This is a genomic window from Bacillus sp. AFS098217, from assembly GCF_002551815.1.
In the GTDB taxonomy this organism is placed as follows: Bacteria; Bacillota; Bacilli; order Bacillales; family Bacillaceae_G; genus Bacillus_A.
In genome coordinates this window covers 18,953-42,332 of sequence record NZ_NVPR01000004.1, presented here as the reverse complement: position 1 = coordinate 42,332, position 23,380 = coordinate 18,953, and the positions used below count along the sequence as shown (strand labels likewise).

The window sequence follows — 23,380 nt, the reverse complement described above, 5'->3', positions numbered from 1 at the left end:
GTAAAATTATGTAAAATTTCCTTTTGAAATTTGTTATACTAAATATCGGAATCAGTACATATTTTGCTAGGAGGATATTTAGATGAAAATTTTTAAATTTGGATGTTTAGGAGTTATCGCACTAGTTGTAATTATCTTTGTCGCTGCTCTTATTGATGGAAGTAATGATCCAAAAGAAAAAGCTTCTACTGAGCCAAAACAAGAAACTAAAAAAGAAACACCAAAGCAAGATGCAAAAAAGGAAGAACCTAAAAAGGAAGAAACAAAGGCACAGGATAACGTTCCTGTAGAATATAAGTCCGCTTTGAAAAAAGCTGAATCGTATGCAAAAACAATGAACATGTCAAAACAGAAGGTTTATGACCAGCTTGTTTCTGAACATGGTGAAAAGTTTTCCGCAGAATCTGCTAATTATGCAATGAATAATTTTGAATTTGATTGGAAAGCAAACGCTTTGAAAAAGGCTGAATCGTATGCAAAAACAATGAACATGTCAAAACAGAAGGTTTATGACCAGCTTGTTTCTGAACATGGTGAAAAATTTGCTGAAGATGAAGCACAGTACGCAATTGACAATATGAAAGCCAATTTTAATGAAAATGCCTTGAAAAAAGCAAAAAGTTATCAGAAAACAATGAGTATGTCACCAGAAGCGATAAGGGACCAACTGACTTCTGAAAACGGTGAAAAATTCACACAAGAAGAAGCCGATTACGCTATTAATAATTTAGGTAAATAAAACGTAAAAAACACCCTCATCCTATTCTTTGATTGAGGGTGTTTTTTAATGATTATTAAATCAAAAAACGAGCCGACTCATAGGAGCCGGCCCTTTTCATTAGTTGTATTCCCAGTACCAATTTTTCGCATCAAGCCATGCTGTAAAGTCATCCAACTTTGGATTAGCTAGTTTCTCAGTTAATACATAAGGTGCTTCACCTTCGAATAGGATAGCCCCTTTAATTTGTTTACTACATAGCACTTCGGATACTTCTTTTACCGCATCGTATCCTAAACCGCCTGTTTTGATTTTTCTTCTTCCATCATCACCAGATGGTTGTAATTTTCCTCCACTACTTACCGCTTGTCCTGTCAAAGCGTAAACGATTGAATTAGCGATTTTATCAACATCCCATTTAGCCATGTCTGCATCGTTATCGATGAACCCTAATTCGATTAAGATAGCTGGTGCTTTAGTTCCTTTCAATACTGCTAAATCTGTACGCTGTTTTGCACCACGATCACGCCATCCGATATCCTTAGCTAATTGAGCTGAAACTTTAGTTGCTAAATCACATTGGTCATAATAAAGAACTTCCACACCATGACCATTACCATCACTTGCATTTAGATGATAAGAGATTACTAAATCGACTTCATGTGAATTACAATTAGCAACAATATTGTTTAAGTTTTGGGCTTGAGTTCTGCCTACATCGTCAGTGTCATCATAGACAGTATGTCCTAAAGCTCTTAACTTAGCTGTGACAGCATCCTTTACTTGTCTGTCCATGATGTGTTCTTTTCGATTACCATAATTAGCACCTTGTACAAATTCATTATGTCCACCGTGATTACTATAACGAGTCATTACTGAACATCCCCTTTTTTATCTTGTTTTTGTTTACTACCTAAAATCTCAACAGCGTTTGTAAGTGCCGAAGGTAACTTAATGCCCATACGTCCGGCATTTTCTAAGATTGATAGCAACTCATTACCCATGAAAAAGAAAATTGTTGCTTCACGAATAGCACTATTACTTCCAAACGCTAGATCTAGCTGCGCGGCAACTCCAACCAATAAAAAAAGCACTACCTTTTTGGCAATGCCTCGAAATCCGATTTTGCTTTTTAATTGTCCAAGTGTAGTTGCTGCAATCATTCCAGTAATGTAGTCAATAACAGCCATTGTGACTAAAATTTTCAGTGACAAATCCCAACCTCCTAAAAAATAGCCACAAAAGCCACCGAAAGCAGCTATAAATGATTTTGTTAATACATCGATACGATCCATTTCTTCACTCCTTTGACCAAAATAAAAAAGCCTACTATTGTACGCTTGGGTATTCTAACTTAGTTAATTCTTTGTATTCTTCTTCTGTTATCTGCTCCAATTCCACTACCATGCAAAGTTGCTGATTTGTGCACCAATTCTTTTCATATCGTACTTTCCATTTTGCAAAAGCTAGACTTTGAGTTGCATTTTCAGTTGTGTTTGCCATTATTTTGTACCCCCAGTTTGAAATTTTAATACTTCAATTTCTAAATCTGTTACCGTCTTACCTAGCAATTCGACATCTTTATCTCTTTGTAAAAGTTGAATCTCTAACCCACTTACTTGTTGACCAAGTTGTACATTTTCACTTTCTAAGTGTTTCATTTTTTCTTCTACGGTTAATGGCTTTTCTTCATATTCATACCAAATTTTCTTATCATCTTTATCAATACATAAAATAGGAATAAATCCTACTTTATTTTCAGGTTTTGGAATAGATTCAATAACCCAAGCATTTTCTAATTCATCTTCTGTTAAATAGTTTTTATCATAAACAATGCTATGATTGTTAATAATATAAATCATAAAAAGTCGCCCCCAAAATCTTTTATTTCAATATACATACCTTTTAAATTAGCATCATTTTGCCCAGAGAAAAAAGTTGGCGCTGAATTTTTCTTTGTATAGTCACCAACCACTTTCATATCACTTATAATTCTTACATTGCGCAAAACATTTCCACTTAGCTCATCTACACAAGCTAAAGCATATTGTGTACCAGTATTAATTACATTTTCTGTTCGCTTCGTATAATAACAGCCCTTAGAAACATATAACACAGGATCAGATATTCGAGTCATTTCTTTTAATGATTTATCCAGTCTATAAGTGGTCCCAGGCACTCCGCTAAGTAAATATGAAACAACATAAATATAGTTATCAGTAGCAAATACCCACTTTGAATAATCAGGTAGATTACTATACGACGAAACTAAAGACAAGTTTGACTTTAAATACTTTCTAATTTCTTTAGTGTTATTTGGTGCGAGCATGTAAAGAAAATCTTTATCCACAAATGGGTTTGCTGAATTTGCAATGCCATATTCTCCTGTAGTGGATGCAACCAATGTAAAACTAGGCAATAAATACTTCAGTATTCTATTATTACTGCCACCGTGAGTACCTTTTTGAATGTAGCAATAGTTATCTTCAAATATCACTTGATTAAAATATTGTCCATTACCGCTTTCTTGAACTAGTTTATTTAAGTTTTCATCATAAATAAGTATTGATTCTTGGGCAGAGGAATTGTGAGAAATTATCGCAAAGTATTTTGAGTTTCCAGCGATATAATACGCGCCGCCATTTAAAGGTTCTGTAGTTATTTTTTTTACAAGTTGATATGTTTCTTTATCATATGATGTAATTTCTGTAGTACCGTTTATAAAAATAATTTTTGTATCAGTGAAAAGCACACCATTTATAACTCCTACAGAAGTACCAGCTACCATACCGGTACTATTACCTAATAAGTCAAACCCACTTGCCACCAGTATAACCTTTAAATTTAGGAATAGAGCCTGATTTATCAAGAACAATTTGTCCTTCTACTCCAACTGATGGCAAGGAACTCTTCACCTCCACTCTAAGAGGTTTTGTTGCATCCTCTCTAATATTACCTTCTGCTTTACTATTCCATATCGCCCGCTCTTCTGCTGTTATATGCTTCTCACTATCAGCAACATGCGTTTCTAAATTTTGTTCTAAAACATCGATTTTGTCTGTGTTCTTCTTGATTTCACCATCCACAATATCCATATTGTCATTAAGATCAGCGACATTTACATAATCCTCTAAGTCAGGTTTCTTTAAATTATAATTCAATGTATTTTTCATTCTTTCGCCTCATCCCATACTCTTAAATTGTTCCAAGTCTTATCTTTAACTTCACCCCATGTGCTTCTTCTCCACATATCCCAAGGATTAAATACGAATGTATATATCAATCCAAGATGAGCTGGCATAACAATATCCAACGCTTGCTTTAAACCATCTAAATTGTTCGGGATTCCTATGGTACCTATAAATTTAATTTCATAGATACCTGGGGTATCTGTTTTATTTACTTCTACTTCGCCATTACTATAGGCCTTTGCTACTGATTTAATTGTTTCTTCAGTGGTTTGGTCAAAACTTGCTCGATACCTTGAAGAAATTTGTTCACGGCGCTGATCATAGCGTAATGTTTTAACTGGCTTTATCCCCAAATCGCGTTCAAAAATAGGCAATGTTTCAATCGCAGTATCCAAGAATATGTTTCTATCGACTACTTCCAGACTTTGCTCTAAGTTCCTAAGCTCCCTATCATACGAGGTCATGATACCTTTAAAAACAGCTGATTTCCGCTCGTATAAAGGTAAATATTTAAGCAGGTCCGTTTTATAGTCTCTCTTCGAAACTACTATACTTGTAATCATTTCAGTAATGGTTTGCATAATAGCAGGTGAATGTTCTACTCGAATCCCTTGTGTTTGCATTTCAGTAGACAATTCATTTACAGCGCCCGATTGAACTACTTTTACACCTTGCACAGTTAAGTCCGTTTCGGACTCCATTAATGCCATTCTGAAGCATTCCCACTGATGAGCGTTTAATTCTTTCCAAGTGCGAACTTTTACTTGTCCCCACTGTTGTTCTTGTATAGCGTGCATTTACACCACCTACTTCAACCGAACAATTAAGTAGTTTTTCGGTATTTTATACTGACTTGAAACATCAATATTTTTAACGAACTCTGCAGGAGACTTAAAAAGCAAGTTGCCACTTGTCGCACTATCAAAAATACCAATGTGTGTAATATCTCCCCATACTTCAGCAGCAATAGGAAAAAGAACATCGGCATTGTTTGACGTTTGTCCATCTGTTGGTTCCACAAATGTTATAGCTTGCCTTGTATAACTTGCTTTTGAAACTTCCACATCTGAATTGAATAAAGCTACATACACTAGGTTTGTTCTTAAGTTATCCGTCAGTACTTTATTCTTTAAATACACACTCATATGATTCATTCGTTGACACCTCCCATAATCGCTACTTCTTCATTACCAATTGGAATATTGGTCGCTCCACCATTTACTAATAGGTTTTGATAATCCAACACACCTTCACTTGCGATAATGAGTGCGCCAATTTTGGCATAGCTAACAAAACTTGTTTTAAAAGCAATTTGTTGAAGGTACTCTATTCCATTTGTTTTAATATGAGCCTTCACCGTTTCTTCTGTATAACCATCAGCCAATGTTAAAGATACTGATAGATTTATAGGGACAGCAGCTGCCGTAGATACTCGCAATTCTTCCACACCAAATGGCATTTCATTTTCGATGTGTTCACGGACGTTTTGTATTAACTCTTTAGATGCTGGTTGTTTGTTTGCATCAATAATCACTACTTTCATTGTAAGTGGACCATTAAAACGCGGTACCACCCTTGCATCTCCAACACCTGTAACTTCTTTTGCCCATTCAAGATAGTGATATTTATTGCCTGCCTTACCTGGCTTTTGGAGTTTGTCATAATATCGTTGTCTTAGATCAGTATCTGACTCAGCCTCATACCCATTTGTGAAAGGTCTTGGGTTATATACATTAATTAACCCTGGAAGGGTTACTGGAAACTTAGTAATGCTACTGGCTGGCACATTGCCAATTTTCCCAGGCTTTTCACACTCGACTAACACATGCATTAAGCCAGACTCATTAATTACCTTATCTTCCAGTGATACAAAGTTAATGGTATCTGTCCCGACCAATTCACCTTTACTGATAGAAGACCCCTGTGAACCGGAAATAATAACTTCTTCTGTTGCCTTTGTAGCTCGTTTTCTTTCAATACCGGTTCTTTGATAGATAAACCGCTCCAACTCTTTATCCGTCAATTTTTCTATATCCAATTTATCTTGAACAGCTGCAATCTCTTTGTTTTTGGTTTCAAACTCAATTGCAGCTGGTTTTGTTGCATCATATATAAATGAACCGGTGCTTTTATCATGTTCCTCACCTATCTTACTTAACATCCGATTTTGAATGTCTTGTTCAGTCTCCAATTAGATCACCACCTCAAAGTTAAATGCGCCATCGATTAATTCCACAGTAAAATGAATAGAAGTACGGCCACCTTTATATTCAAATCCCCAATCTTCAAGGCTTTGTATCTCACTGTGTGTGAGTATCGATGCTGTAACTTCACGTTTTATTTCAGATTCTATAAATGCACGAGGTAGTGGTGAACTGAATAAATCTTCAATCGTAACACCATACTGATCATCACTGGTTGCTTCATATATCCTGAATCTAAATTTTTCTGTACGAATGATTTTTTCAATCCAAACTTTCAACGCCTCAGTACCTATAACTTCTACAAGTTTGCCATTTTGCGTAACAAAGTCACCCTTTTTGAAGTCATAAAGAAAAGACTTGCCAGTATGACGAGCCTTTTGAGATTCCTTTTCTTCATTTGGTATGTTTGATTCATCAATTACCGGAAACATTAAATGTCACCGCCTTATCTATGACAATGTACGATTGGCCATTTTGCGACGGAACTAAAATGACTCTATCACCTTTTTTAATGGTATCAGTCCATTTTATTTTTCCCGTAGTAACACTAAACTCGTCAACTATTTCATACTCGCGTGTATAGTTACTTAGAAGGTGTGCTGCGAATACTAAATGTGATACATCCAAATGAATGTTATCGTCAATTTTAATTTTCACATCTGGAAAGTCAGCCATGACTTCCCCTATTACATAACCTTCATACGGTTCGTTTTCTCTGTCTTTAAATAACTTAGCTAATTCCACAATTCCATTCATTATGTCACCCCTAACGACAATGACATTTTGTGAATACCATTATTTACAGTATGCTTACAGCTGGTAATTAAATATTTACCACTCATCCCTGTGATTGGCTCATTTACTTTTAAAATCCTACCAGCTCTGACATCATCATTACCTAGTAATTCAATACTGTTATCTTCTTTGATTCGGTTTAAATCATTTAATACATTGTGAGCTATGTTTTGCGCTTGGGCCATTTCCTCCTCATTTACATTTCGTATCTCTTGCAGTAAACCATATTTCCTGATACTGTTACTATCCTTTGCGGTTGCAACAATACTTGTTTCCTGGTCTTTATCTGAAATGATTATAATACTATTCTTCATTTCTTCAATTGATCGTTTACGAGATGGGTTACTAATCAAATCCACCATAGCTGATACAACCAAGTCAGTCTGTTTTTCAATAAACAGGGCCCAGCCGCGCATTTCCATTCTGTACTTCACACCTAATTCATTAGTAGCTTGCTCTAAAATATCCTTGATAATATCACTTACAACTTTGTCCTTATAGATAGTGTTTATTTGAGTAGAAATATCCGTTACATTGTGCGGCACATTAAACTCTATCAATACTTTTCGAATTGCATCATCTGCCGTGTGGCCATTAAATTGAATGATTGTTTTACTTTTGTTTAGATAAAAAGCAAAATCAAAACACGTATATGACCTTGGTGATCTACCAGAAGCACTTTCAGATACTACAATCCCTCTAAAAATCTCTTTATTCCCATTCCTTAAGGTGACGATATCACCAATAGAAACAACGTTTCTCGGAAAACCTTTCACATCGGAATAAGCCAAGTTGAAATCAAGCTTAACACCAAGCGTATCAACATTACTTTCCCATCCCAGGTTTCCAACTAACTGTGTGATATTTGACGTGTTTACATATACTTGATGTGCCATTATGTTACCCTCACAGGGATATACTCTTTTAAATCAAGCTTATATGGAATATCTCCAGCTCTGTCTATTCCATACGTGAAGTTCTCAATGGAAACAAGAATATTTAACAATTCCAGGTTTGTTTTACTAATGATGATAATTCTTATAGGTTCACGTCTTTCTTTCCACTTCTTAAAAAAAGCAATACACTCTTCTCCTTTTGTATTGCTTTTAGCAAATGAATAGTCTTTCATAGGAAAAAAAGAAGAGATATTTAAAGTGGTCAATCCTTTTAGACCAATTAAATTAATCTCTCCTTTTTGAATGGTATCGAATGTTTCATTTTTTTGTGGTGCATCCCATTGTTGATTTTCTGGAACAATGGGAAGTTGCAACATCTCTTCCCTATTATTAGCAAAGAATATAATATCCACTATTACACCACCCCTACATATTTGCTAATGCTAATTCCAATTGAGGTACGAGCTCATTTATTACCTCTTTTGCCGTTGTTCCTTGAGGATAAATATTTACTACAACATTATTTTTGTTGGTTGTATTGTTAGTGCTGCTTGTATTACTTGAATCCGTATTAGTAGTGACAGCACTTCTACCTTGTGCATTTTCATCCGAAGAATTGAAACTAAGTGTAGGAGTACCATTAGCATTTTCTTTTAACATGCCAGCATCACGTAATGCACTCGACTGACTAGCCGTAAGAACCGCTTCACCTTTATGCAAGACAGCTTTATAACCATCAAATGGTACATTTGCCAAGCCTGTAGCATGAGAGCCATCGGCTCCACCGCCACCCCCTAACCATGATGGTAAGGATGGGAAACTGAACGATGGCATTTTAAAGCTCGTTATTTTACCAACAAAACCATCCCACGCACCTTTTGCACTATCGATAAAATTTAAAAGTGGACTAAAAAAATCGCTTATCGCAGCACCTGCACTGCTCATCGCGTCACTGATCGCTGTTTTTATACCATCCCAGGTTTCTTGCGTTGATTGTTTCACAGAATTCCACTTTTCAACAATACTGTTCCATATGGACTCAGCCGTACTAACTACACTATCCCATGCCCCCTGAATCGCTGAAGAGATATATTCTTTTGTTGCGTTCCAAGCTTCGGACGTTGCTGATTTTATGCCTTCCCATTTTTCAACTAACCAGGACCATAATTCCCCTGCTTTTGCTTTCACAGTGTCCCAGTTTAAATAAAGAAGTACACCTATTGCTATAAGTGCCGCTATCGCAGCTGCAACCCATGTAAGTGGATTTGCTAACATAGCACTATTCAATAACAATTGTGCCGTAGTTTGCATTAATGTTCCTGAGTGCCAAGCCATCATCAGTGTATTAACTATTCCTATGATTTCCATACCTGCCATTGCTATTTTAAAAGCCGCTACTCCGGCCGTTAAACTGATAAGAATATCAGATATCGGGCCCCAGTTATCAATGATAGATATACCAATATCGGAAAGTGTTTGGAAGAACTCTTTCACTCCTTCTGAATCTGCAAGAAAGTTGGTGATATTTTGAAACACTCCCAATAGTTTTTCACCTAATGGCGCTAATGCCACACCTACATCCACAATTACATCAAAAACATTCCCTAAAATGTCCATTATTACTGGACCATTTGTTTTAGCATAATCGATAAAATCTTTGAATCCTTGGGATTCTCCTACACTTGCAGCCCAGTTTTTAAACTTTTCGGTCAAACTTAAAAGCCCCTCTTCCATACTGGCACCTAAAGGGGCAAATGCTTGAAGTAATGAGAATATCCCTGCAAAGGTGTTTCCGAAAATATGAGCAAAGCTATAAAGTGCCTCAGCTGCATTTGTTTCTAGCCATTCAAAGAATGGTTTTAAACCTCCAGCTTCTATAGCATTTGTCGCTTCACCCATCAATTCAACAAAAACATCTGCAACACTTGATATTGTGGGAGCCATTTCCTTTAGTATTGCTTGAGTGAGTTTTAACCCCTGGCCAAATAGTGCAAATACAGGTTCTTCAAACTGTTTTGTGAATTCTCCCCAGAAACTTTTAAATTCCTGTAAGTTTTTAATAGCTTCTTTTTGCTTATTTCCCATATCTTCGTATACTGCCGCAAGTTCTTTTTGTGCTGCTAGCTTCTCTTTAGCCGTGTCAGCATCCGCAATTTTCTCTTCAATTTTCCCTACTTCTTCTGCCTTACTGAATACATCACCTAACACAGAAACTGAGACCGCACCGAAGGCAGCGGCACCAATTCCAGCTGCAGCAAAAGAAGCACCTAACGCACCAATTCCAGCCACCGCTGGTGCTGTAGCTGCACTTATAGTTGCTACCCCTGCGCCTACAGCTGCAAACTTAGCAACTGCTACCGTTGCTAAACTGCTTGTCTGAGATTCAACACGTTTTAATCTATTTCTAAAATCATCTGCATTATCAGCTGCTCTTCGCATTTGATCGGAAAAGCGATCCCTCAATTCCAGTACCGCTGAAATAACTCTACTGGCCAAATATTTCACCTCTTTTCAATAAAAAAAGAAAAAGCTATTTCATAGAGAACTTAGCTTTTTCTTCTTCCAAATGTAGATTCATACTAGCTGCCATAAAGAGCTTTTCATCTATCCGTAAATTTAATAAATAATCTAGCTTGAATCCTTTTTGCAAATAGTGATGAAGAAAATAAAAGTCTTCATCACTTTTAATTAGTTTTTTAAGTCCTTAACCTTCTTTAACGCCTTAGTGTATCCCACTAACTCTAATGCAAGTTTAGCGATATTTCCGATTTCCCCAGGCTCAAAGATTTTATCAACAATATCAGTTGGCTCTACACACCCAAATTCTTTTTGTAATTGTTTATCTTTTAAATTCGGTTCTACAAGAACATTGTAAACAATAAATGCATCTGATTTACCAACCAGGTTGGGATCCTGTGCCATTTGCATACCTTCAATACATAAAGACTTCTCAGGTTTTCTAATCGTTACACTTGCACCTAAACGATCAATATATACTTCTTCAGTTACATTCTCTTTTACTTGATATTGCTCTTTATTCTTCATTAAATCCGTTACTGTTAATTTCTTAATCTCTTTCATTTTTATCTCTCCTTATGCTGAAATTAAATCGATTGGATCATAGTCCGCAAAGTTAAACGATAATTCTTCTGTACCAAGTGTTTTTTGCTCAAATTGAAGCAACATAAACTCATTGAAGGTAACATCATTGATGGCCACACGTTCAGCGCCAAATGCGTCTGGATCCGCCAGTTTCCCAACAATCCCAACCTCTGGTACTATTCCTTCTTTCACAGACTTTGCTAATAGATTAGCTCCACGGGAATACACTTTTTTCACAGTCATGGAACCTTCACCCGTCCATCCAATCATTTTCTTGTGGGTAGCTAAGTCTTCCGCCATATTTACATCTTCATAATCAATCGTTACTTTTGCTTCAAAACTTTCAACATCTAACCACTTTTCACCATTTACCCAAACCGAACCGAAGGTACCATTTATTTGCTTATTTCCTTTTAATTTACCCATCTATTGAACCTCCCTACATAGCAATCTGGAAATCTAAATCTTCCATTGTATCGACTATTTTAATAGTTCCAGCTAGGAAAACATTGCGTTTAAATACCATTTCCTTAACCTTTTGGTCATCCCAATCCGACGTATCTACTCCAGCACCTTCCCAAGCTTTCCGCTGAAGAGTTACGTTAATCCAGGATTTATTATCCGATTTATCATCCAAAATGGATTCATTACTTAATCCAGTAAAATATGCATTAAGAGCTGTGATAAATAATACCTGGTTATCGTACACATTGTTTACTTTCCCTACATATTGCTCATTGAAAGTGTTGTAAATATCGTCACGGACCATGTCCATAGTTTCCATAACTCGAATACTCTTGAAGTCGTCATTTTTCGTATCAGTAGTAGTCTTTAGGCTGTTCACACCACGACCAATTTTAATGTGCTCACCATCATTAATTAAAATCAATTCCCCATTGTCTACCGCTTCATCTGGGTCTTCAATTTCAGTAATAGAACTAACTTCAGGCAACACATAATAAGTAGCTGAACGAGTAAACGGTAAGCCGGCTAAAATACCAGCAACACGTGCTGTATATTCTGCTGTTGTGTAATCTTTTTCACCAACTTTAATTCCGCTAGTTGTGAAATTAATAATCCCTTCATGATCGGCTGCACTATTTGGCAATACAGCTTTGAAGGTTTTCTTTTCTTTTTCACGTTTTGTTTTTATCCATGTTACAATCGATGCCGTTTCTGTATCCTTAATCTGTGGAATAGCCAGGTAATTAAATTTTTTATTCTTCAAGCGCAATAATACTTCATCATAAGTGGTTACTGATGTAGCAACACGCTCACAAATCACTTTGCTAGGATTACCTTCAAATGCTTGCTGAATATAATCAAAATTATCAGCACTCCAATCCGCTGTTTTCACTTCATCAGTATTTTTATATACAGTGGAAATAGCATCGTTTGTATCATCTTTCAAAATTAATAAAACAATCCCTAATTTACTTCGATCCAATGCTGTTTTTGCCTTACCAGCAAAAGTAATATTTATCTGTGGTAAACCCATAAAATCACTCCTTCGCTTTTTCAAAATCTAATTCTTCCATTGGTTCCACTGGGTAATCCACACCAGTGGTGTTGTATTCAAATTCTCGACCTTCGTAAAATGCGATATCGAATGAGAAGCTTAAAACACCGTCAGTTGTTGTTGCACTTGTGTTATCGATGTTAAAAAATCGATCAAGAACTTTTAATTTCAAATCAAATAGATTCTCTAATTGTTCTTGTACTTCCATTACTTCGATTGAGTAATTATGACGATCAGAAGGGAAGTAATAAATTTGAACAGTTAATGATTTGTACACCTGGCTTTCATTACCCGAACGATTACTGTTCTCAAATTGCACGAAAAAAGAAGGCCTAGCAAAGCCTTCTTTGACATCATTACTGTTTATATCGATAGCAAACTCTTTTGTTAATAAGCTATTAATTGCCTTTTTAATATCCTTGTAAGTAATCATAATCGACCACTATCCAATAAATCATCCAACCATACTGAAAGCATCGCATCCATTTTTCCACTTGCTTCAAATTCTAACATCCCTCTATCAAGAACCTTTTTCCCTGGGACAAATCCAGCTTCTTGACCGCTTTTTGTAACTTGACGGTGGCCATTTTCAATTAAGTGGGCATGCGGACTGGAATTAATAACTCGAACAACTAAACCACCGCCACGACCTTTAAAAACCTTGCCACGTTTCCATTTTTTATGGTAATTACCAGTGATTTTTTTTATATCCATTCTTGCTTTTCTTGCAACTTGAGTTCTTGCTTTACTACCAATTTTACGCATGATTTTTTTACTTTCTTTTGGAAACTTAACTTCAGCAACCGCTAGTAAATCTCTCTGGAATTCTGTTAGCCCATGAATCTCCATTATTCCATCAACTCCTGACAGAAAATTTCTAGCGTTTCATTTTTAAAATAAGGGTTGAGAATATATTTAATTTCAAACTGGTTACCATTAAATTTAATCTTCATATCTTTGGTAATATCTTTACCAGATTCATAACGAACTATAATTTTATGAGTAACATGTGTCAAAATCGTCTCAGCTACTTGTTTTTGAAGATGTCCAGTTTGTGGAATAATAGCTGCCCAAACTGATTTAATCTTGATCCATTCACAATCTTTTTCATTTAGCTCATTGGTTACCTTTATATTGGAGTAAATGTCAATACGATGACGCATATCCAAACTCATACTGTGTCCTCCGCCGTATAAGACTGCAACAATGATAACAATTTCTTCATTTCTTCAAATGACCAAGCGAACCGTTCACCATCTTTTGCATCTGTACCAAACTCCGCCTTACAGTAAGTGATAACTGCTTTTCGTATAAGTGGATCAGTATCGGTGATTTTTTTTTCCAAAACACCTACTTCTTTCAATAGGGCTTTTGCTGTATCGATTAACCCTTGTAGCTCATCATCATGGTCCGTACCATCAACCCGCATCGCATTTTTGACTCGTTCGAGTAAAGTCATTTCAACCACCATTTTAATCACCTGCTTTTTCAATTGCTTCTATCGCTTGTATTAATTCATCTTTTTCCATTTTCGTGTAACCTTTAACCTTAAGGGTCTTTGCTTTTATTTTAAGATTGGTTAAGCTAACTTCATCTGATGGTGTAGATTCAGAAATATATCCTTCTTTATTTAAAAAGGCAATACGCTCTGAATCAGTTGACTCGTACATATCGCCCTGTGAATATCCAACTTTTGTTTCTTTATCAATGAAAGCATTCAAGACTAAATGATTCATTGTATCACTCCTTTATCAAGCTGCTGGAGCTTTTTTTAAAACAACTAAAGAGTTTTTATCTACAACTTTACCATCCACAATCATAATTCCTTTTGTAACAAGATCATCAGTCTCGTTATCTTCATATTTCTTAACACCCATCTGATAGTTCGTATTAAGAACATAATCTTTGTAATTAAATAAGAAAGCAAATGGAGTTCCTTCAGTAGCTGTTGCAAAACTTTCAACGTAATTGCATACAACAACTGGACGTCCTAGTAAAATACGTTCAGGCTTTCCAGAAATACCGTAGTTTACTCGTGCAATTGGTTGACCATTATCATCCGTCATTGCTGCAAATTGCATAAATGTCTTTTTAGTCATTGTCCAAACAGCGCTTGCTTCATATTCAAGTGGTAAAGCTGCTTCTGCATCTGTTAAAGTTTTGTAATTGATTTTCGCAACATCTAACGCTTGTCCCTCAATAGATGTTTCTGCTAGAATTCCTTTTGGTTTTCCAGATCCATCACCGCTAACAATGGCCTGTTCAATAGCTTTTGTCATAGCTTCCACAATGTTATTAATTAATGTTGTTTCAAACACTGCTAGAGACATTGTATCTACTTCAAGAGAAACTGCTACAGCACAACGTAATTTATGATAGTTAAAAGTAATACTTCCTGTAGTTTTCTTTTGTTTATCACTTCCAGAACCTTCAGCGACCCATGTTGCAATTGGTTTAACTGCTGAAGTTGGTACTGTCACGCCACCTTTAATAGCTGTACGAGTAATTAAAGGTAGAATCATTCCTACAGCTTCAATCTTTTCAATAATTTTATCTAATACCGTTTGTGGGATAACAGAACCAATATCACTTGTTTTCGTGACAGCATTTGCACGTAGTTCAGCTGGAATTGTTTCACCACGTAATACGTAATTCATAAAAGCATTACGATATTCAACTGAATTCGTACCAAGTTCACGTTGCTCATTTGATGGATCAGTATTAAATGTTTCAATTTTATTAGTGCCAGCTGCATTTCCTTCATTAATAGAGCGTGCTTCATTTAAAAGCTGTTCACGTTTTTCAATTGCAGCCAACTGCTCATTAATGTCTCGTAACTCTTTTTCAATCGCATCAAGGTTATCAATAGAACGAGTTTCATCACTTAATAATTCACCAATTTCAGATTTACGTTTTAATAATTGTTCTTTATTCATGTTAATGACCACCTTTTATAATAATGTTTGTAAATATAGTCTTTTACGTTTTTCCGAGCGCTTCTTTTCTTCTGCAAAATGTTTATAAGGATCATATCCCCTAGCACTTACTTCTGAATCTGGGTATGCTGGAAAAGCTACTGCACTAACTTCTAATAATTTCGCTTTTGTAACAGTTCGTAGCATAAGATCATCATCTGGCTCTTGGATTTCTTCACTTATCATGCTAAATCCAAATGAAACACCATCTACATCACCACGTTTGATAGATTCGTAAGTGTCATTCCCTAAAGTTGTATTCGGTAAATCTAATTCAAAGCGTAAACCTACAGCATCCTCACTTAAACGTAAAGTATTATTCTTTGTTCTTCCTAACACTTTAGAGGTATCGTGAGACCATAAGAAACGTTGGTCATCGTTTTGCAACGTTTCTGTAAACGCTCCATTTTTGAATTGCTCACGAAATTTACGGTAATATCCCATGACTACAGATTTCTTTTCCCACTTTACTGCATATCCTATAAGTGTCCGATTTCCGTTGTCATCTTCTCTAATTTCAATCTTCTGCGACACTATTTCCCTTGTTTCCGTCTTGTCCATTGTCCCCACCTCCTTTATCAGTTACCTTTCCATCTTTAACTAACGCTGTATCTAGTCTTCGAATTGGTTTATCTCCGCCTTCAATCGGGCCCAATGAAAGAATGGAACGCCATTCATTTGGTGTCATTGCTCCTCTATCAACCATTTGAACTAAATTCATTTTTGTTGACATAGAAGCGTATTGAAGGCTTGCCGCTTCAAAAATAATTTTGTTACCAAAACCACGTTCGCGACGTGAAAAAAGCTTCCTGGTAAATTCTCCAGCAAGCTGCATTGCTAATGGCTCGATTTCAGATTCATAGTAAGCATTCCATTCATCCTCTGTATACTTACTTTGTATAATTTTTTCGTTTATATTAAAGAAGTTATAAATCCTTTGTGTTGTTTCTTGCATTTGTTTGGAATCTGGAACAAACGCTTCTGGTTTAACCTGTTCTAAATCATAACGCGGATCAGATGAAGCTGCGCCACCGTTAACATTATCAATACTCAAGTAATTTTTAATAAAATTTTGAACCTGTGTATCAATGTCCTCTTGCTTTAAAACAGATTTAAATTTTAATATCCATTTCACCACTGCACTATTTTTAATTGCTTTTACAATTCCTTGATCAGTAGTTGTAACAATGTCCATTAATGAAGATAATGCTTTGCCTGGATGTTCACCAAAAAAATCGTCTTCATTGAAATCTTTTCTAAGATGGATAATATCGACATATGGAACAGTCATTCTCTTACCATTTTTAAAATAAAAAGTTAGAAAAATATCGCCTTGTATTCCTTCTACAACTTCTACAGTTACACATGGTATAGGATAAATTTCAGTTGGAAAACCGAGTTCATCACGCTTAATATAAGCGAATGCGTTATGATTCAACTCTAATTGCACGGTCATTTTTTCTTGAAATATTTGACCTGTCATTAATGGGTTCGGCTCTTCTAAAATAAATCTGATATATGGCTCAGGATTCACTTTAAATTCATTTGCATTATCCCTTATATGTTTAGCGACTAATTTTCCAACAGCCTTTGCTTTCGGACGTATACAAGCTCTGATAATATCACTCTGATAGATATCTCCATTCCACGAAAAAAAGCCCCCTCCATTATCGTTTATCATTTCAAAACGAGTTGTAGTAGGTGGTTGTTTCTTACCGAATATCTTGTTAAATAACCCCAATTTCTCACCTCCCTCAAATCATATTTAAGTAATCATTACGTTTCTCTTGAAGTACCACATATGCATTTAAAAGAGCTGCGGTTCCGTCAATCCTTCTACGTTGATTATTCGTTTTGTTAGGCTGTATATTAAGGTTTTTATCAATATCAATGGCTGTATTAGAAAGACACCACTTATCAATACTATTATTATTGTAATTCACTAATTTCGACTCTAAGTCTGCTCCTAATAACTTCATAGGACTAGAAAGCGTTTGTTTACCTTGTGCAATTGGAATCATTGCTTCTTTACCAAAGTATCCTTCCATTTCTTCGACCCAATATTTTGCCGACCACCTATCATATCCAATCCATGGAAGATAGATACCATATTTATCTCTTATCTCTAAGAACCATTCAGTAACAAATTTGTAGTGAACAGAATTACCAGGTGTAGTTCTCAGTAATTCTTGTTGATACCATAAGTCATAAGGGATTTTATCTTCTTTACTTCTCTGCTCAAGTAAATCTTCAGGAAGCCAATACATTTGTTTAACGTATATATGCGGGTCATCTGGAACCATAAAAATAACCTTCGCTGCGGTTAAATCAGTTGTTGCTGATAAATCACAACCACCAATACCGTATGAAGGCTTTAATTCTTCAATATTAAATTTCTCTGGATTATTTAATTGTTCAAAAGTCAACCATGCTTCCGTTGATGTTTCCCGAATATTAAAATCTTTCGTTAACAAGTTTTTCACTAATAATGGATTTGCTTTTGCCTTATTAACTTTTGTCTCTAATTGATCTGTCTTTTTTATAGTTCCCAGCCCAGGGTTTGCTTTTTTCCACTTTGATGGGTCAATCCACTCTTCTCGTTTATCTAATTCATAGATAATTGGTAAAAAGCGGTCATCTTTATAACCTTCCGGATCATCAATACCGTTAAGTATCATCTCTGCTTCTTCATATTTCATGTCATATACAGATTCACGAATTGTTCCAGCTGTAGTAATCATGAAAATCATTGGCTGTTCGCGTGATGATGTACCGTCCACAATAACATCGTACAAATTTTTATCTTTCCAAGCGTGAATTTCATCCATCATTGCACCGTGTACGTTTAGACCATCCAATGTTTCAGAATCGCTTCCCAATGGTTTGAATGTACTGTCATTAAAATCTGCATTCAATTCACGGACAAGTGGCTTAATCCGTTTTAATAATACTGGTGATTTCTTCACCATTCTTTTAGCATCAAGCCAAACCAACTTAGCTTGATCTAACTTTGTTGCTACAGCATATACTTCCGCACCTGGTTCTCCATCAGCAACTTGTAAGTACAAACCAATACCCGATGCTATGGTAGATTTCCCGTTTTTACGTGCAACAATTAAAAGGATTTCCCTATGTTTTCTTGTCCCATCAATTTTGTGCACAAAACCGAACGCTGCCGCTAAAAAAGCCTTTTGCCAAATTTCCAATTCAATAGGTTTACCGCCCCATTTACCTTTTGAATGTTTGCAAAAGTTCTCAATAAATTCAATAATATGATTGGCCTTTTTAGCATCATATTCATACTCTGAAGACGTATCATGAATATCCTCAACAAGTTTCTTATAAATCCGCCTAACCTTATTAGATACAATTTCCTCGCCAGATTCAATCTTATTGTAATATTCAATGATGGGATTATAAGTTAAAGGATATTGTTTTCTTTCCCTTTTACTCATTTGCTATTCACAAATTCTTCGAACCCATCACTTTCCGAATTAGGCGGTTCTTTTGGTAATAAATCTGTTAGTTGTTTCATAACTTGAACATGATTTTTAATCATGGTGTTATATACTTCTACTGCCGATGATTTCTTAATCCCAAACTGATTTGCTCCATTTTGATATTGTTCCGTAACACCTTTCTCATTAATTTCCTCTTGTAAATCTTCTAAAGTGATGGCCATAAAAGCAGCGTTCTTTATGAGGGAAGATACCGCTCTTTTTTTCTTAGGTTCTAAATTCCTCAATAGGCTATTTAATCTTGTCATTTCGCGCTTTATTCTTTTTTCTTTTTCTATATCTTGACTATCGCTCATAAATAATCACTCCTTTCATGACCACACCCCCCACGCGTGCGACCCATGTGTTTTTTGAATGGGGGCATACGGTCTACCGAAATTTTATTTTTAATTTTTTTCAGGGGGGGATTGGATTTTTTAAAAAATATTTAAAAAACATTTTTTATTTTCTCTAATATTTATTTGAATCAAATTCCCATCATCATCAAACCTTAATCCCTCACGAAGCGGTGAATACTTCTCGAAGTGTTCCTTGTTATGACAGTCTTGACATAGTAGTTCGAGGTTATCATGATTCAGTGTGATGTCTGGATTATTAATGTTAGATGGCGTGATGTATTCCTTATGATGTACTATTTTCCCCGGACTCTCACAACGTTCACACAAACCAAAGACAGACTGCACGTATGCCGCTCTACACTTCTGCCATACCTTAGACCTATAAAACTTCTTTGCATATTCCTTTGCCATTATTTCACCACTAATCCAACGAGATATCTTCTAAACAAGTCTAATACTCAATACCCGATACAGTCTTTCGAATTTCAGTAATCATTTCTGGTCACTCTCCTTTAACAAACTATTTTCCTTTGCCCATTCTTTTAATTCCCCATCTTTTAACTCTGATTCTTTAAATTGAAATCCGTTGTACGACTTATTGAATAATAGTATCGCTTTGTTAAAATTCAATTTAGTCATCTTACACCACCTATATAATTTTTACATAATAAAAAGCACCCAAATGGATGCTTGATAATATCCTTATTAAATTAAAAAAACGTACAAAAAAATACGTATGAATTACACATGTTATATTGCACGTATAAAAAATACGTGTTATAATAAGATATACCGTTAAGGAGGTGAACACGAAACGGAATACATAAGAAAGGAGAAAAGAAATTGCCGTCATACAGTTCTAAACAATTAATAAAAATGGCTGAAGAACACCATTGGGAACGTCAGCCAAGTAAAAAGCGCGGTAAAGGTGACCATGTAATCTTCACCAAACCAGAAGCACCGTATCACATTTCGATACCTCATCCCGTCAAAGATGTTGCAACTGGAACCGCTCATAAAATTGTAAAGCAGATAAAGGGGTTTTAACCCCTCTGCTTTTCTAAAAACTGTATGATACTAATATAACCAAAAATCAATTAAAAATAAACAAATTAAAAAGGTGGTTACATTATGAAAAACAATTACAAAGACTTTTACAGTTTCACGGCGATCTTAGAGCAATATCCAGATGAAACTTCATGGAGCGTTTCATTTCCCGATATACTAGGTTGCCATACACAAGGAGATACTTTCCAAGAAGCTTTAAAAAATGCAAAAGAGATTTTAGGAACGATTCTACATTTTAAAGAGTTGGACAATATGGAAATACCAGAAGCCACTTCACCAGAACAAATTGTTTTAGATAAAGAATTATATGAAGATATCTCTAAAAAAGTAATGGTACAAATTGAAGTCCATATGCCTTTATATAGAAAAGCTATAAATAATAAAGCTATAAAGAAAACATTAACTATACCTCAATGGTTAAATGAAGCAGCTGTACAAAAAAATATAAACTTTTCACAAGTCTTGCAAGATGCATTAAGAGAACAGTTAAATATAAAATTACCTTATGATAAAGACTATGAAACAAAAGCAAATAATAATGACCATAAAGGTGAATATGCTGAATACTATAGATATCTTAAGGATAATGATTAAGGACGCCATGAGCGTCCTCTTTTTATTGATTATAAATTTCGATATTTAACCAACTCTGTTTCACGCTTATCGATTATACCTTGATATTTTTTATGCAATGCTCCAGTATATGAAACTACTGAAAGAAGACTTTCCATAACTGTATTAAATTCAACTTCCTTAAGTAATTTATCATAACTAATTATTGTTTCTCGTTCTGTATCCAGATTCAAAATAATTGGTCCCTCATTCTCTATTGAAAATATATATAGCGAATTTTTACTATCATTATACTTCAAAATCGGACCTTTTCTTGTTACCCAACGCTCATCTTGTGATATAAAATTAAACATATTAGATTGTATCTTACGCATTACAGGTAAAAGTGTTGTTGCAGTTTCTCTGACTTTATTTTCTTGTTGTTCTAAAAGTCCTTCTACCGTTTTAATATACGTTTTTATAACTCGAAAATCTGTATCAATTTCTTTTAATAAATCTTCAACCACAGTATTTAATTTGTCCAAAATTATCATCTCCTTCTATCTCCATTATCCGACAAAAAGAGCGCGAATACCTTATCAATCGTTCGTCATATATCGACATAATAAAAGAGCAACCATGCATCAGTTGCCCTTTCGTCAAAAGAATATTTTCCTACACTTCTTTGAACCGACACTTAATATAGGTAGGCATGTATCAGTTCAAAGAAGAGCAGAAAGCCCTTCCGTTTAGACCGTTTGAATTAATGAGAATTTAAAATGTACTAGACATGAAAGGCAACAAGGTTCGCAACATCTTATCACCTTACTAGTATTAAAAAACGACTGTCGAGTAATGAACAACGAAGTTCGCTCATCATAAACCAACAGGAAATAAAAAGTTTCGGTAACCTTTCATATATAGGTGGCAATCGTACGACAAAAATAGTGTCTTTAAAATAAAAGTCTCATCCGACCATGCAGAAGAGACTTTCATTGATTTGTATTTTGATTTTTTCATCCGCTCTTTCTATAGTAGTTTGAACAGTACTTTTAGTGACTTTTAACCTTTTAGCAATTTCCTCCATAGAATAACAGTTTCCCTTTGACATCATATATATTTCTTTTTCTCGCTCTGTTAAAGTCGATAAAGCGTCTTCTAATTTAATACGATCCCAATGAGATATAACACTTTCTTTTGGTTTATCATCCCATTCATACAAAGTTTCTGTACTTCGAAAATATTTTTGCATTAAAAGTGGATCTACAGGTTTCTCATTTTGGTATGCTGCTCTACGTTCAATGGGCCTACGTAACTCTGGTTGTTTCGCTGTACGCATCCATTCAAGCGCATATTTTATATCACTAATCATTCTTTTAATTACTTTTTCATCTGCTTCTATAGCATTCTTCTTCGCCTTCTCTAATTGCTTTAATGTCTTTCTATATTGCTTCATTAATTCTTTCATGGTCTATTTCCTCCTTTAAACAAAAAGAGGACGCTGAATTATAAATAGGAGAATTGCATTCCTATATACAATCAACGCCCTCTAACGGACTATTAACTTCATTGTTTTATATTTATCCTTACAATATGGTATGTGAAATTTTTTATTTTAGGTTTCTTTTCTTTAGTTGCTTAATTAAATCGTATCCTTTGTTTATTCCTAGTCTTCTTGCAATTTCTGCATATGTTAAACCTTGTTGTTCTCTCATTGCTAGAGCAATTATACATAATTTATCCCAATCAGCTTTTGTTCGTCGTTTTGGAGCATCTGCTACGTATTTACCACCTATATTGCTTCCTAGCCTGTTAATTTGCATTCCTATCTCGCAACGTGTCAAACAGTGCTTAGCATTATCACGCTGTCTACAATTTGAACAATATTTATCCTGCAGGTCCAGAATTTTTATACGAATAGCTTTCTTATTCATTTTGCTTTTCCCCATTAACTACAAATTGACCATTCTAATTTATCAACATGCAGCAGGTAATCGACTAGGGCACGATTTGTTGGTTTTACTAAGTAAGCTCTTTCATCAAACACACTACGTGGAATAGATTTACGCCCACCTGCATTAGCTGCAGTAACATACTCCATAATTAACGAAAATGGTACAAAAAATATTGAATGCTCTGTACTAAATTCTATTAAGAAGAAACAAATTGCTCCCATCCTTTCCGCTTGCTCTAAATAATCAATTTGATGTGGCGCAATATTATCTAATGCAAAGCTAGTTTTCTTTATAGTTGCTTTTGCTTCGAATGCGATTGCCCTTCCTTTGTATACCCCGTCATAATCGACTGTAGACTTCTGTGCAAAATAACCTGCTGTCACTTTCCCTAATTTATTCTTTCTCGTAACAACTACTGGTGTAGCACGCTTATTAATAAGTGCAATCCCTTTCTGTTTATACATATCATTAGAAACGTTAATTATATTCTCAAATGCCGCACCGTGAGCACCTGCATAAGCCATAACTTTCACTCTCTCTTTCTTTTAA

General features: G+C 35.2%; 35 protein-coding genes and 1 pseudogene. 3 read left to right on the top strand and 33 right to left on the bottom strand.

Translation table 11 applies throughout. The annotated features are described in order from the left end of the window. Nucleotides 1-82: 82 nt before the first annotated feature. Nucleotides 83-739, top strand: coding sequence for an Ltp family lipoprotein (locus tag COO03_RS01430; RefSeq protein ID WP_097894699.1), 657 nt, complete (start codon nt 83-85; stop codon nt 737-739). A 315-nt stretch (nt 740-1,054) separates the two neighbouring features. Here COO03_RS01430 and COO03_RS01425 read toward each other — a convergent pair. The 29 genes and pseudogenes from COO03_RS01425 to COO03_RS26780 all read right to left on the bottom strand — a co-directional run. Then, nucleotides 1,055-1,591, bottom strand: a pseudogene (locus tag COO03_RS01425) (N-acetylmuramoyl-L-alanine amidase); the annotation flags it as partial. Beyond that, on the bottom strand, nt 1,591-2,013 hold the full coding sequence (locus tag COO03_RS01420) for a phage holin family protein (protein WP_097894697.1): 423 nt from the start codon (nt 2,011-2,013) through the stop codon (nt 1,591-1,593). The gene COO03_RS01420 and the pseudogene COO03_RS01425, both read right to left, overlap by 1 nt. A gap of 34 nt (nt 2,014-2,047) precedes the next feature. Further along, nucleotides 2,048-2,221, bottom strand: a complete 174-nt coding sequence (locus COO03_RS01415) for an XkdX family protein (protein ID WP_097894696.1) — start codon at nt 2,219-2,221, stop codon at nt 2,048-2,050. Next, a complete protein-coding gene (locus COO03_RS01410) occupies nt 2,221-2,580 on the bottom strand; it encodes a hypothetical protein (RefSeq protein ID WP_097894695.1) in 360 nt (119 codons plus the stop codon). The genes COO03_RS01415 and COO03_RS01410 overlap by 1 nt, the downstream gene beginning before the upstream one ends. Then, nucleotides 2,577-3,545: a hypothetical protein gene (locus COO03_RS01405; RefSeq protein ID WP_097894694.1), complete on the bottom strand. Its 969-nt coding sequence runs from the start codon at nt 3,543-3,545 to the stop codon at nt 2,577-2,579. Before COO03_RS01405 ends, COO03_RS01410 begins: the two co-directional genes overlap by 4 nt. Continuing rightward, the gene (locus tag COO03_RS01400; protein ID WP_097894693.1) at nt 3,529-3,891 is read right to left on the bottom strand and encodes a hypothetical protein; all 363 of its coding nucleotides are present in this window, start codon (nt 3,889-3,891) and stop codon (nt 3,529-3,531) included. Before COO03_RS01400 ends, COO03_RS01405 begins: the two co-directional genes overlap by 17 nt. Next, a complete protein-coding gene (locus tag COO03_RS01395) occupies nt 3,888-4,706 on the bottom strand; it encodes a putative phage tail protein (RefSeq protein ID WP_097894692.1) in 819 nt (272 codons plus the stop codon). The genes COO03_RS01400 and COO03_RS01395 overlap by 4 nt, the downstream gene beginning before the upstream one ends. Nucleotides 4,707-4,715: 9 nt before the next feature. After that, a complete protein-coding gene (locus tag COO03_RS01390) occupies nt 4,716-5,063 on the bottom strand; it encodes a phage tail fiber protein (protein ID WP_097894691.1) in 348 nt (115 codons plus the stop codon). Next, nucleotides 5,060-6,100, bottom strand: coding sequence for a baseplate J/gp47 family protein (locus tag COO03_RS01385; RefSeq protein WP_097894690.1), 1,041 nt, complete (start codon nt 6,098-6,100; stop codon nt 5,060-5,062). Before COO03_RS01385 ends, COO03_RS01390 begins: the two co-directional genes overlap by 4 nt. Beyond that, on the bottom strand, nt 6,101-6,544 hold the full coding sequence (locus tag COO03_RS01380; protein WP_097894689.1) for a DUF2634 domain-containing protein: 444 nt from the start codon (nt 6,542-6,544) through the stop codon (nt 6,101-6,103). It abuts the gene before it with no gap. Continuing rightward, the gene (locus COO03_RS01375; protein WP_097894688.1) at nt 6,528-6,869 is read right to left on the bottom strand and encodes a DUF2577 family protein; all 342 of its coding nucleotides are present in this window, start codon (nt 6,867-6,869) and stop codon (nt 6,528-6,530) included. The genes COO03_RS01380 and COO03_RS01375 overlap by 17 nt, the downstream gene beginning before the upstream one ends. Continuing rightward, nucleotides 6,869-7,804, bottom strand: coding sequence for an XkdQ/YqbQ family protein (locus COO03_RS01370; protein ID WP_097894687.1), 936 nt, complete (start codon nt 7,802-7,804; stop codon nt 6,869-6,871). Before COO03_RS01370 ends, COO03_RS01375 begins: the two co-directional genes overlap by 1 nt. Beyond that, nucleotides 7,804-8,217, bottom strand: a complete 414-nt coding sequence (locus COO03_RS01365) for a phage portal protein (RefSeq protein ID WP_097894686.1) — start codon at nt 8,215-8,217, stop codon at nt 7,804-7,806. The genes COO03_RS01370 and COO03_RS01365 overlap by 1 nt, the downstream gene beginning before the upstream one ends. Nucleotides 8,218-8,230: 13 nt before the next feature. Continuing rightward, the gene (locus COO03_RS01360; protein WP_097894685.1) at nt 8,231-10,300 is read right to left on the bottom strand and encodes a hypothetical protein; all 2,070 of its coding nucleotides are present in this window, start codon (nt 10,298-10,300) and stop codon (nt 8,231-8,233) included. Between the two features lie 192 nt (nt 10,301-10,492). Beyond that, nucleotides 10,493-10,885 carry a phage tail assembly chaperone gene (locus tag COO03_RS01355; RefSeq protein ID WP_097894684.1) on the bottom strand — a complete coding sequence of 131 codons (393 nt, stop codon included), beginning with the start codon at nt 10,883-10,885 and terminating at the stop codon, nt 10,493-10,495. Nucleotides 10,886-10,897: 12 nt separating this feature from the next. After that, complete coding sequence (locus tag COO03_RS01350) at nt 10,898-11,332, bottom strand: phage tail tube protein (protein WP_097894683.1); 435 nt, start codon at nt 11,330-11,332, stop codon at nt 10,898-10,900. A gap of 13 nt (nt 11,333-11,345) precedes the next feature. Next, nucleotides 11,346-12,404 (bottom strand): phage tail sheath C-terminal domain-containing protein, encoded by a 1,059-nt coding sequence (locus tag COO03_RS01345; RefSeq protein ID WP_097894682.1) that lies wholly within the window; start codon nt 12,402-12,404, stop codon nt 11,346-11,348. Nucleotides 12,405-12,408: 4 nt separating this feature from the next. Then, entirely contained in the window at nt 12,409-12,858 is a 450-nt protein-coding gene (locus COO03_RS01340; protein WP_097894681.1) for a phage tail terminator family protein, read from the bottom strand. Further along, nucleotides 12,855-13,274, bottom strand: a complete 420-nt coding sequence (locus tag COO03_RS01335; protein ID WP_097894680.1) for an HK97 gp10 family phage protein — start codon at nt 13,272-13,274, stop codon at nt 12,855-12,857. Before COO03_RS01335 ends, COO03_RS01340 begins: the two co-directional genes overlap by 4 nt. After that, a complete protein-coding gene (locus COO03_RS01330; protein WP_097894679.1) occupies nt 13,274-13,600 on the bottom strand; it encodes a phage head closure protein in 327 nt (108 codons plus the stop codon). Before COO03_RS01330 ends, COO03_RS01335 begins: the two co-directional genes overlap by 1 nt. Further along, entirely contained in the window at nt 13,597-13,896 is a 300-nt protein-coding gene (locus tag COO03_RS01325; protein ID WP_218923010.1) for a head-tail connector protein, read from the bottom strand. Before COO03_RS01325 ends, COO03_RS01330 begins: the two co-directional genes overlap by 4 nt. A 1-nt stretch (nt 13,897) precedes the next feature. Continuing rightward, entirely contained in the window at nt 13,898-14,161 is a 264-nt protein-coding gene (locus COO03_RS26260; protein WP_142316229.1) for a hypothetical protein, read from the bottom strand. Between the two features lie 15 nt (nt 14,162-14,176). After that, nucleotides 14,177-15,361, bottom strand: coding sequence for a phage major capsid protein (locus COO03_RS01315; protein ID WP_097894678.1), 1,185 nt, complete (start codon nt 15,359-15,361; stop codon nt 14,177-14,179). Nucleotides 15,362-15,376: 15 nt separating this feature from the next. After that, on the bottom strand, nt 15,377-15,961 hold the full coding sequence (locus COO03_RS01310) for an HK97 family phage prohead protease (protein WP_142316227.1): 585 nt from the start codon (nt 15,959-15,961) through the stop codon (nt 15,377-15,379). After that, nucleotides 15,918-17,141, bottom strand: a complete 1,224-nt coding sequence (locus tag COO03_RS01305; protein ID WP_097894676.1) for a phage portal protein — start codon at nt 17,139-17,141, stop codon at nt 15,918-15,920. The genes COO03_RS01310 and COO03_RS01305 overlap by 44 nt, the downstream gene beginning before the upstream one ends. A gap of 13 nt (nt 17,142-17,154) precedes the next feature. Next, on the bottom strand, nt 17,155-18,855 hold the full coding sequence (locus COO03_RS01300) for a terminase large subunit (RefSeq protein WP_097894675.1): 1,701 nt from the start codon (nt 18,853-18,855) through the stop codon (nt 17,155-17,157). Beyond that, the gene (locus COO03_RS01295; protein WP_097894674.1) at nt 18,852-19,214 is read right to left on the bottom strand and encodes a hypothetical protein; all 363 of its coding nucleotides are present in this window, start codon (nt 19,212-19,214) and stop codon (nt 18,852-18,854) included. Before COO03_RS01295 ends, COO03_RS01300 begins: the two co-directional genes overlap by 4 nt. A gap of 120 nt (nt 19,215-19,334) precedes the next feature. Continuing rightward, on the bottom strand, nt 19,335-19,667 hold the full coding sequence (locus tag COO03_RS01290) for an HNH endonuclease (protein ID WP_097894673.1): 333 nt from the start codon (nt 19,665-19,667) through the stop codon (nt 19,335-19,337). An 81-nt stretch (nt 19,668-19,748) separates the two neighbouring features. Then, the gene (locus tag COO03_RS26780; RefSeq protein WP_179862999.1) at nt 19,749-19,895 is read right to left on the bottom strand and encodes a hypothetical protein; all 147 of its coding nucleotides are present in this window, start codon (nt 19,893-19,895) and stop codon (nt 19,749-19,751) included. A 204-nt stretch (nt 19,896-20,099) separates the two neighbouring features. Here COO03_RS26780 and COO03_RS01285 point away from each other — a divergent pair, with 204 nt between their 5' ends. Both COO03_RS01285 and COO03_RS01280 read left to right on the top strand, forming a co-directional pair. After that, nucleotides 20,100-20,303 (top strand): type II toxin-antitoxin system HicA family toxin, encoded by a 204-nt coding sequence (locus COO03_RS01285; RefSeq protein ID WP_142316225.1) that lies wholly within the window; start codon nt 20,100-20,102, stop codon nt 20,301-20,303. 84 nt (nt 20,304-20,387) lie between these two features. After that, nucleotides 20,388-20,918 (top strand): type II toxin-antitoxin system HicB family antitoxin, encoded by a 531-nt coding sequence (locus COO03_RS01280; protein ID WP_097894672.1) that lies wholly within the window; start codon nt 20,388-20,390, stop codon nt 20,916-20,918. A 29-nt stretch (nt 20,919-20,947) separates the two neighbouring features. On the opposite strand, the gene COO03_RS01275 is transcribed toward COO03_RS01280, so the two are convergent. The 4 genes from COO03_RS01275 to COO03_RS01260 all read right to left on the bottom strand — a co-directional run bounded on the left by COO03_RS01275 (nt 20,948) and on the right by COO03_RS01260 (nt 23,355). After that, complete coding sequence (locus COO03_RS01275) at nt 20,948-21,421, bottom strand: hypothetical protein (RefSeq protein WP_097894671.1); 474 nt, start codon at nt 21,419-21,421, stop codon at nt 20,948-20,950. 422 nt (nt 21,422-21,843) lie between these two features. After that, the gene (locus tag COO03_RS01270) at nt 21,844-22,344 is read right to left on the bottom strand and encodes a sigma-70 family RNA polymerase sigma factor (protein ID WP_097894670.1); all 501 of its coding nucleotides are present in this window, start codon (nt 22,342-22,344) and stop codon (nt 21,844-21,846) included. Nucleotides 22,345-22,486: 142 nt separating this feature from the next. Further along, entirely contained in the window at nt 22,487-22,810 is a 324-nt protein-coding gene (locus COO03_RS01265; protein WP_230322499.1) for a zinc-finger domain-containing protein, read from the bottom strand. A 14-nt stretch (nt 22,811-22,824) separates the two neighbouring features. After that, on the bottom strand, nt 22,825-23,355 hold the full coding sequence (locus tag COO03_RS01260; RefSeq protein ID WP_097894668.1) for a Holliday junction resolvase RecU: 531 nt from the start codon (nt 23,353-23,355) through the stop codon (nt 22,825-22,827). Nucleotides 23,356-23,380: the final 25 nt, after the last annotated feature.

Excerpts from the sequence above, each read along its gene's own strand:
- COO03_RS01290 (WP_097894673.1), bottom strand. The coding sequence starts at position 19,667 with ATGGCAAAGGAATATGCAAAGAAGTTTTATAGGTCTAAGGTATGGCAG.
- COO03_RS26260 (WP_142316229.1), bottom strand. The coding sequence starts at position 14,161 with ATGAATCATTTAGTCTTGAATGCTTTCATTGATAAAGAAACAAAAGTT.
- COO03_RS01420 (WP_097894697.1), bottom strand. The coding sequence starts at position 2,013 with ATGGATCGTATCGATGTATTAACAAAATCATTTATAGCTGCTTTCGGT.
- COO03_RS01350 (WP_097894683.1), bottom strand. The coding sequence starts at position 11,332 with ATGGGTAAATTAAAAGGAAATAAGCAAATAAATGGTACCTTCGGTTCG.
- COO03_RS01345 (WP_097894682.1), bottom strand. The coding sequence starts at position 12,404 with ATGGGTTTACCACAGATAAATATTACTTTTGCTGGTAAGGCAAAAACA.
- COO03_RS01315 (WP_097894678.1), bottom strand. The coding sequence starts at position 15,361 with ATGAATAAAGAACAATTATTAAAACGTAAATCTGAAATTGGTGAATTA.
- COO03_RS01370 (WP_097894687.1), bottom strand. The coding sequence starts at position 7,804 with ATGGCACATCAAGTATATGTAAACACGTCAAATATCACACAGTTAGTT.
- COO03_RS01390 (WP_097894691.1), bottom strand. The coding sequence starts at position 5,063 with ATGAATCATATGAGTGTGTATTTAAAGAATAAAGTACTGACGGATAAC.
- COO03_RS01430 (WP_097894699.1), top strand. The coding sequence starts at position 83 with ATGAAAATTTTTAAATTTGGATGTTTAGGAGTTATCGCACTAGTTGTA.
- COO03_RS01335 (WP_097894680.1), bottom strand. The coding sequence starts at position 13,274 with ATGGAGATTCATGGGCTAACAGAATTCCAGAGAGATTTACTAGCGGTT.
- COO03_RS01400 (WP_097894693.1), bottom strand. The coding sequence starts at position 3,891 with ATGAAAAATACATTGAATTATAATTTAAAGAAACCTGACTTAGAGGAT.
- COO03_RS01270 (WP_097894670.1), bottom strand. The coding sequence starts at position 22,344 with ATGAAAGAATTAATGAAGCAATATAGAAAGACATTAAAGCAATTAGAG.
- COO03_RS01380 (WP_097894689.1), bottom strand. The coding sequence starts at position 6,544 with ATGTTTCCGGTAATTGATGAATCAAACATACCAAATGAAGAAAAGGAA.
- COO03_RS01415 (WP_097894696.1), bottom strand. The coding sequence starts at position 2,221 with ATGGCAAACACAACTGAAAATGCAACTCAAAGTCTAGCTTTTGCAAAA.
- COO03_RS01355 (WP_097894684.1), bottom strand. The coding sequence starts at position 10,885 with ATGAAAGAGATTAAGAAATTAACAGTAACGGATTTAATGAAGAATAAA.
- COO03_RS01410 (WP_097894695.1), bottom strand. The coding sequence starts at position 2,580 with ATGATTTATATTATTAACAATCATAGCATTGTTTATGATAAAAACTAT.
- COO03_RS01375 (WP_097894688.1), bottom strand. The coding sequence starts at position 6,869 with ATGAATGGAATTGTGGAATTAGCTAAGTTATTTAAAGACAGAGAAAAC.
- COO03_RS01295 (WP_097894674.1), bottom strand. The coding sequence starts at position 19,214 with ATGAGCGATAGTCAAGATATAGAAAAAGAAAAAAGAATAAAGCGCGAA.
- COO03_RS01330 (WP_097894679.1), bottom strand. The coding sequence starts at position 13,600 with ATGAGTTTGGATATGCGTCATCGTATTGACATTTACTCCAATATAAAG.
- COO03_RS01325 (WP_218923010.1), bottom strand. The coding sequence starts at position 13,896 with ATGGTGGTTGAAATGACTTTACTCGAACGAGTCAAAAATGCGATGCGG.
- COO03_RS01280 (WP_097894672.1), top strand. The coding sequence starts at position 20,388 with ATGAAAAACAATTACAAAGACTTTTACAGTTTCACGGCGATCTTAGAG.
- COO03_RS01395 (WP_097894692.1), bottom strand. The coding sequence starts at position 4,706 with ATGCACGCTATACAAGAACAACAGTGGGGACAAGTAAAAGTTCGCACT.
- COO03_RS01300 (WP_097894675.1), bottom strand. The coding sequence starts at position 18,855 with ATGAGTAAAAGGGAAAGAAAACAATATCCTTTAACTTATAATCCCATC.
- COO03_RS01340 (WP_097894681.1), bottom strand. The coding sequence starts at position 12,858 with ATGATTACTTACAAGGATATTAAAAAGGCAATTAATAGCTTATTAACA.
- COO03_RS01310 (WP_142316227.1), bottom strand. The coding sequence starts at position 15,961 with ATGGACAAGACGGAAACAAGGGAAATAGTGTCGCAGAAGATTGAAATT.
- COO03_RS01260 (WP_097894668.1), bottom strand. The coding sequence starts at position 23,355 with ATGGCTTATGCAGGTGCTCACGGTGCGGCATTTGAGAATATAATTAAC.
- COO03_RS26780 (WP_179862999.1), bottom strand. The coding sequence starts at position 19,895 with ATGACTAAATTGAATTTTAACAAAGCGATACTATTATTCAATAAGTCG.
- COO03_RS01265 (WP_230322499.1), bottom strand. The coding sequence starts at position 22,810 with ATGAATAAGAAAGCTATTCGTATAAAAATTCTGGACCTGCAGGATAAA.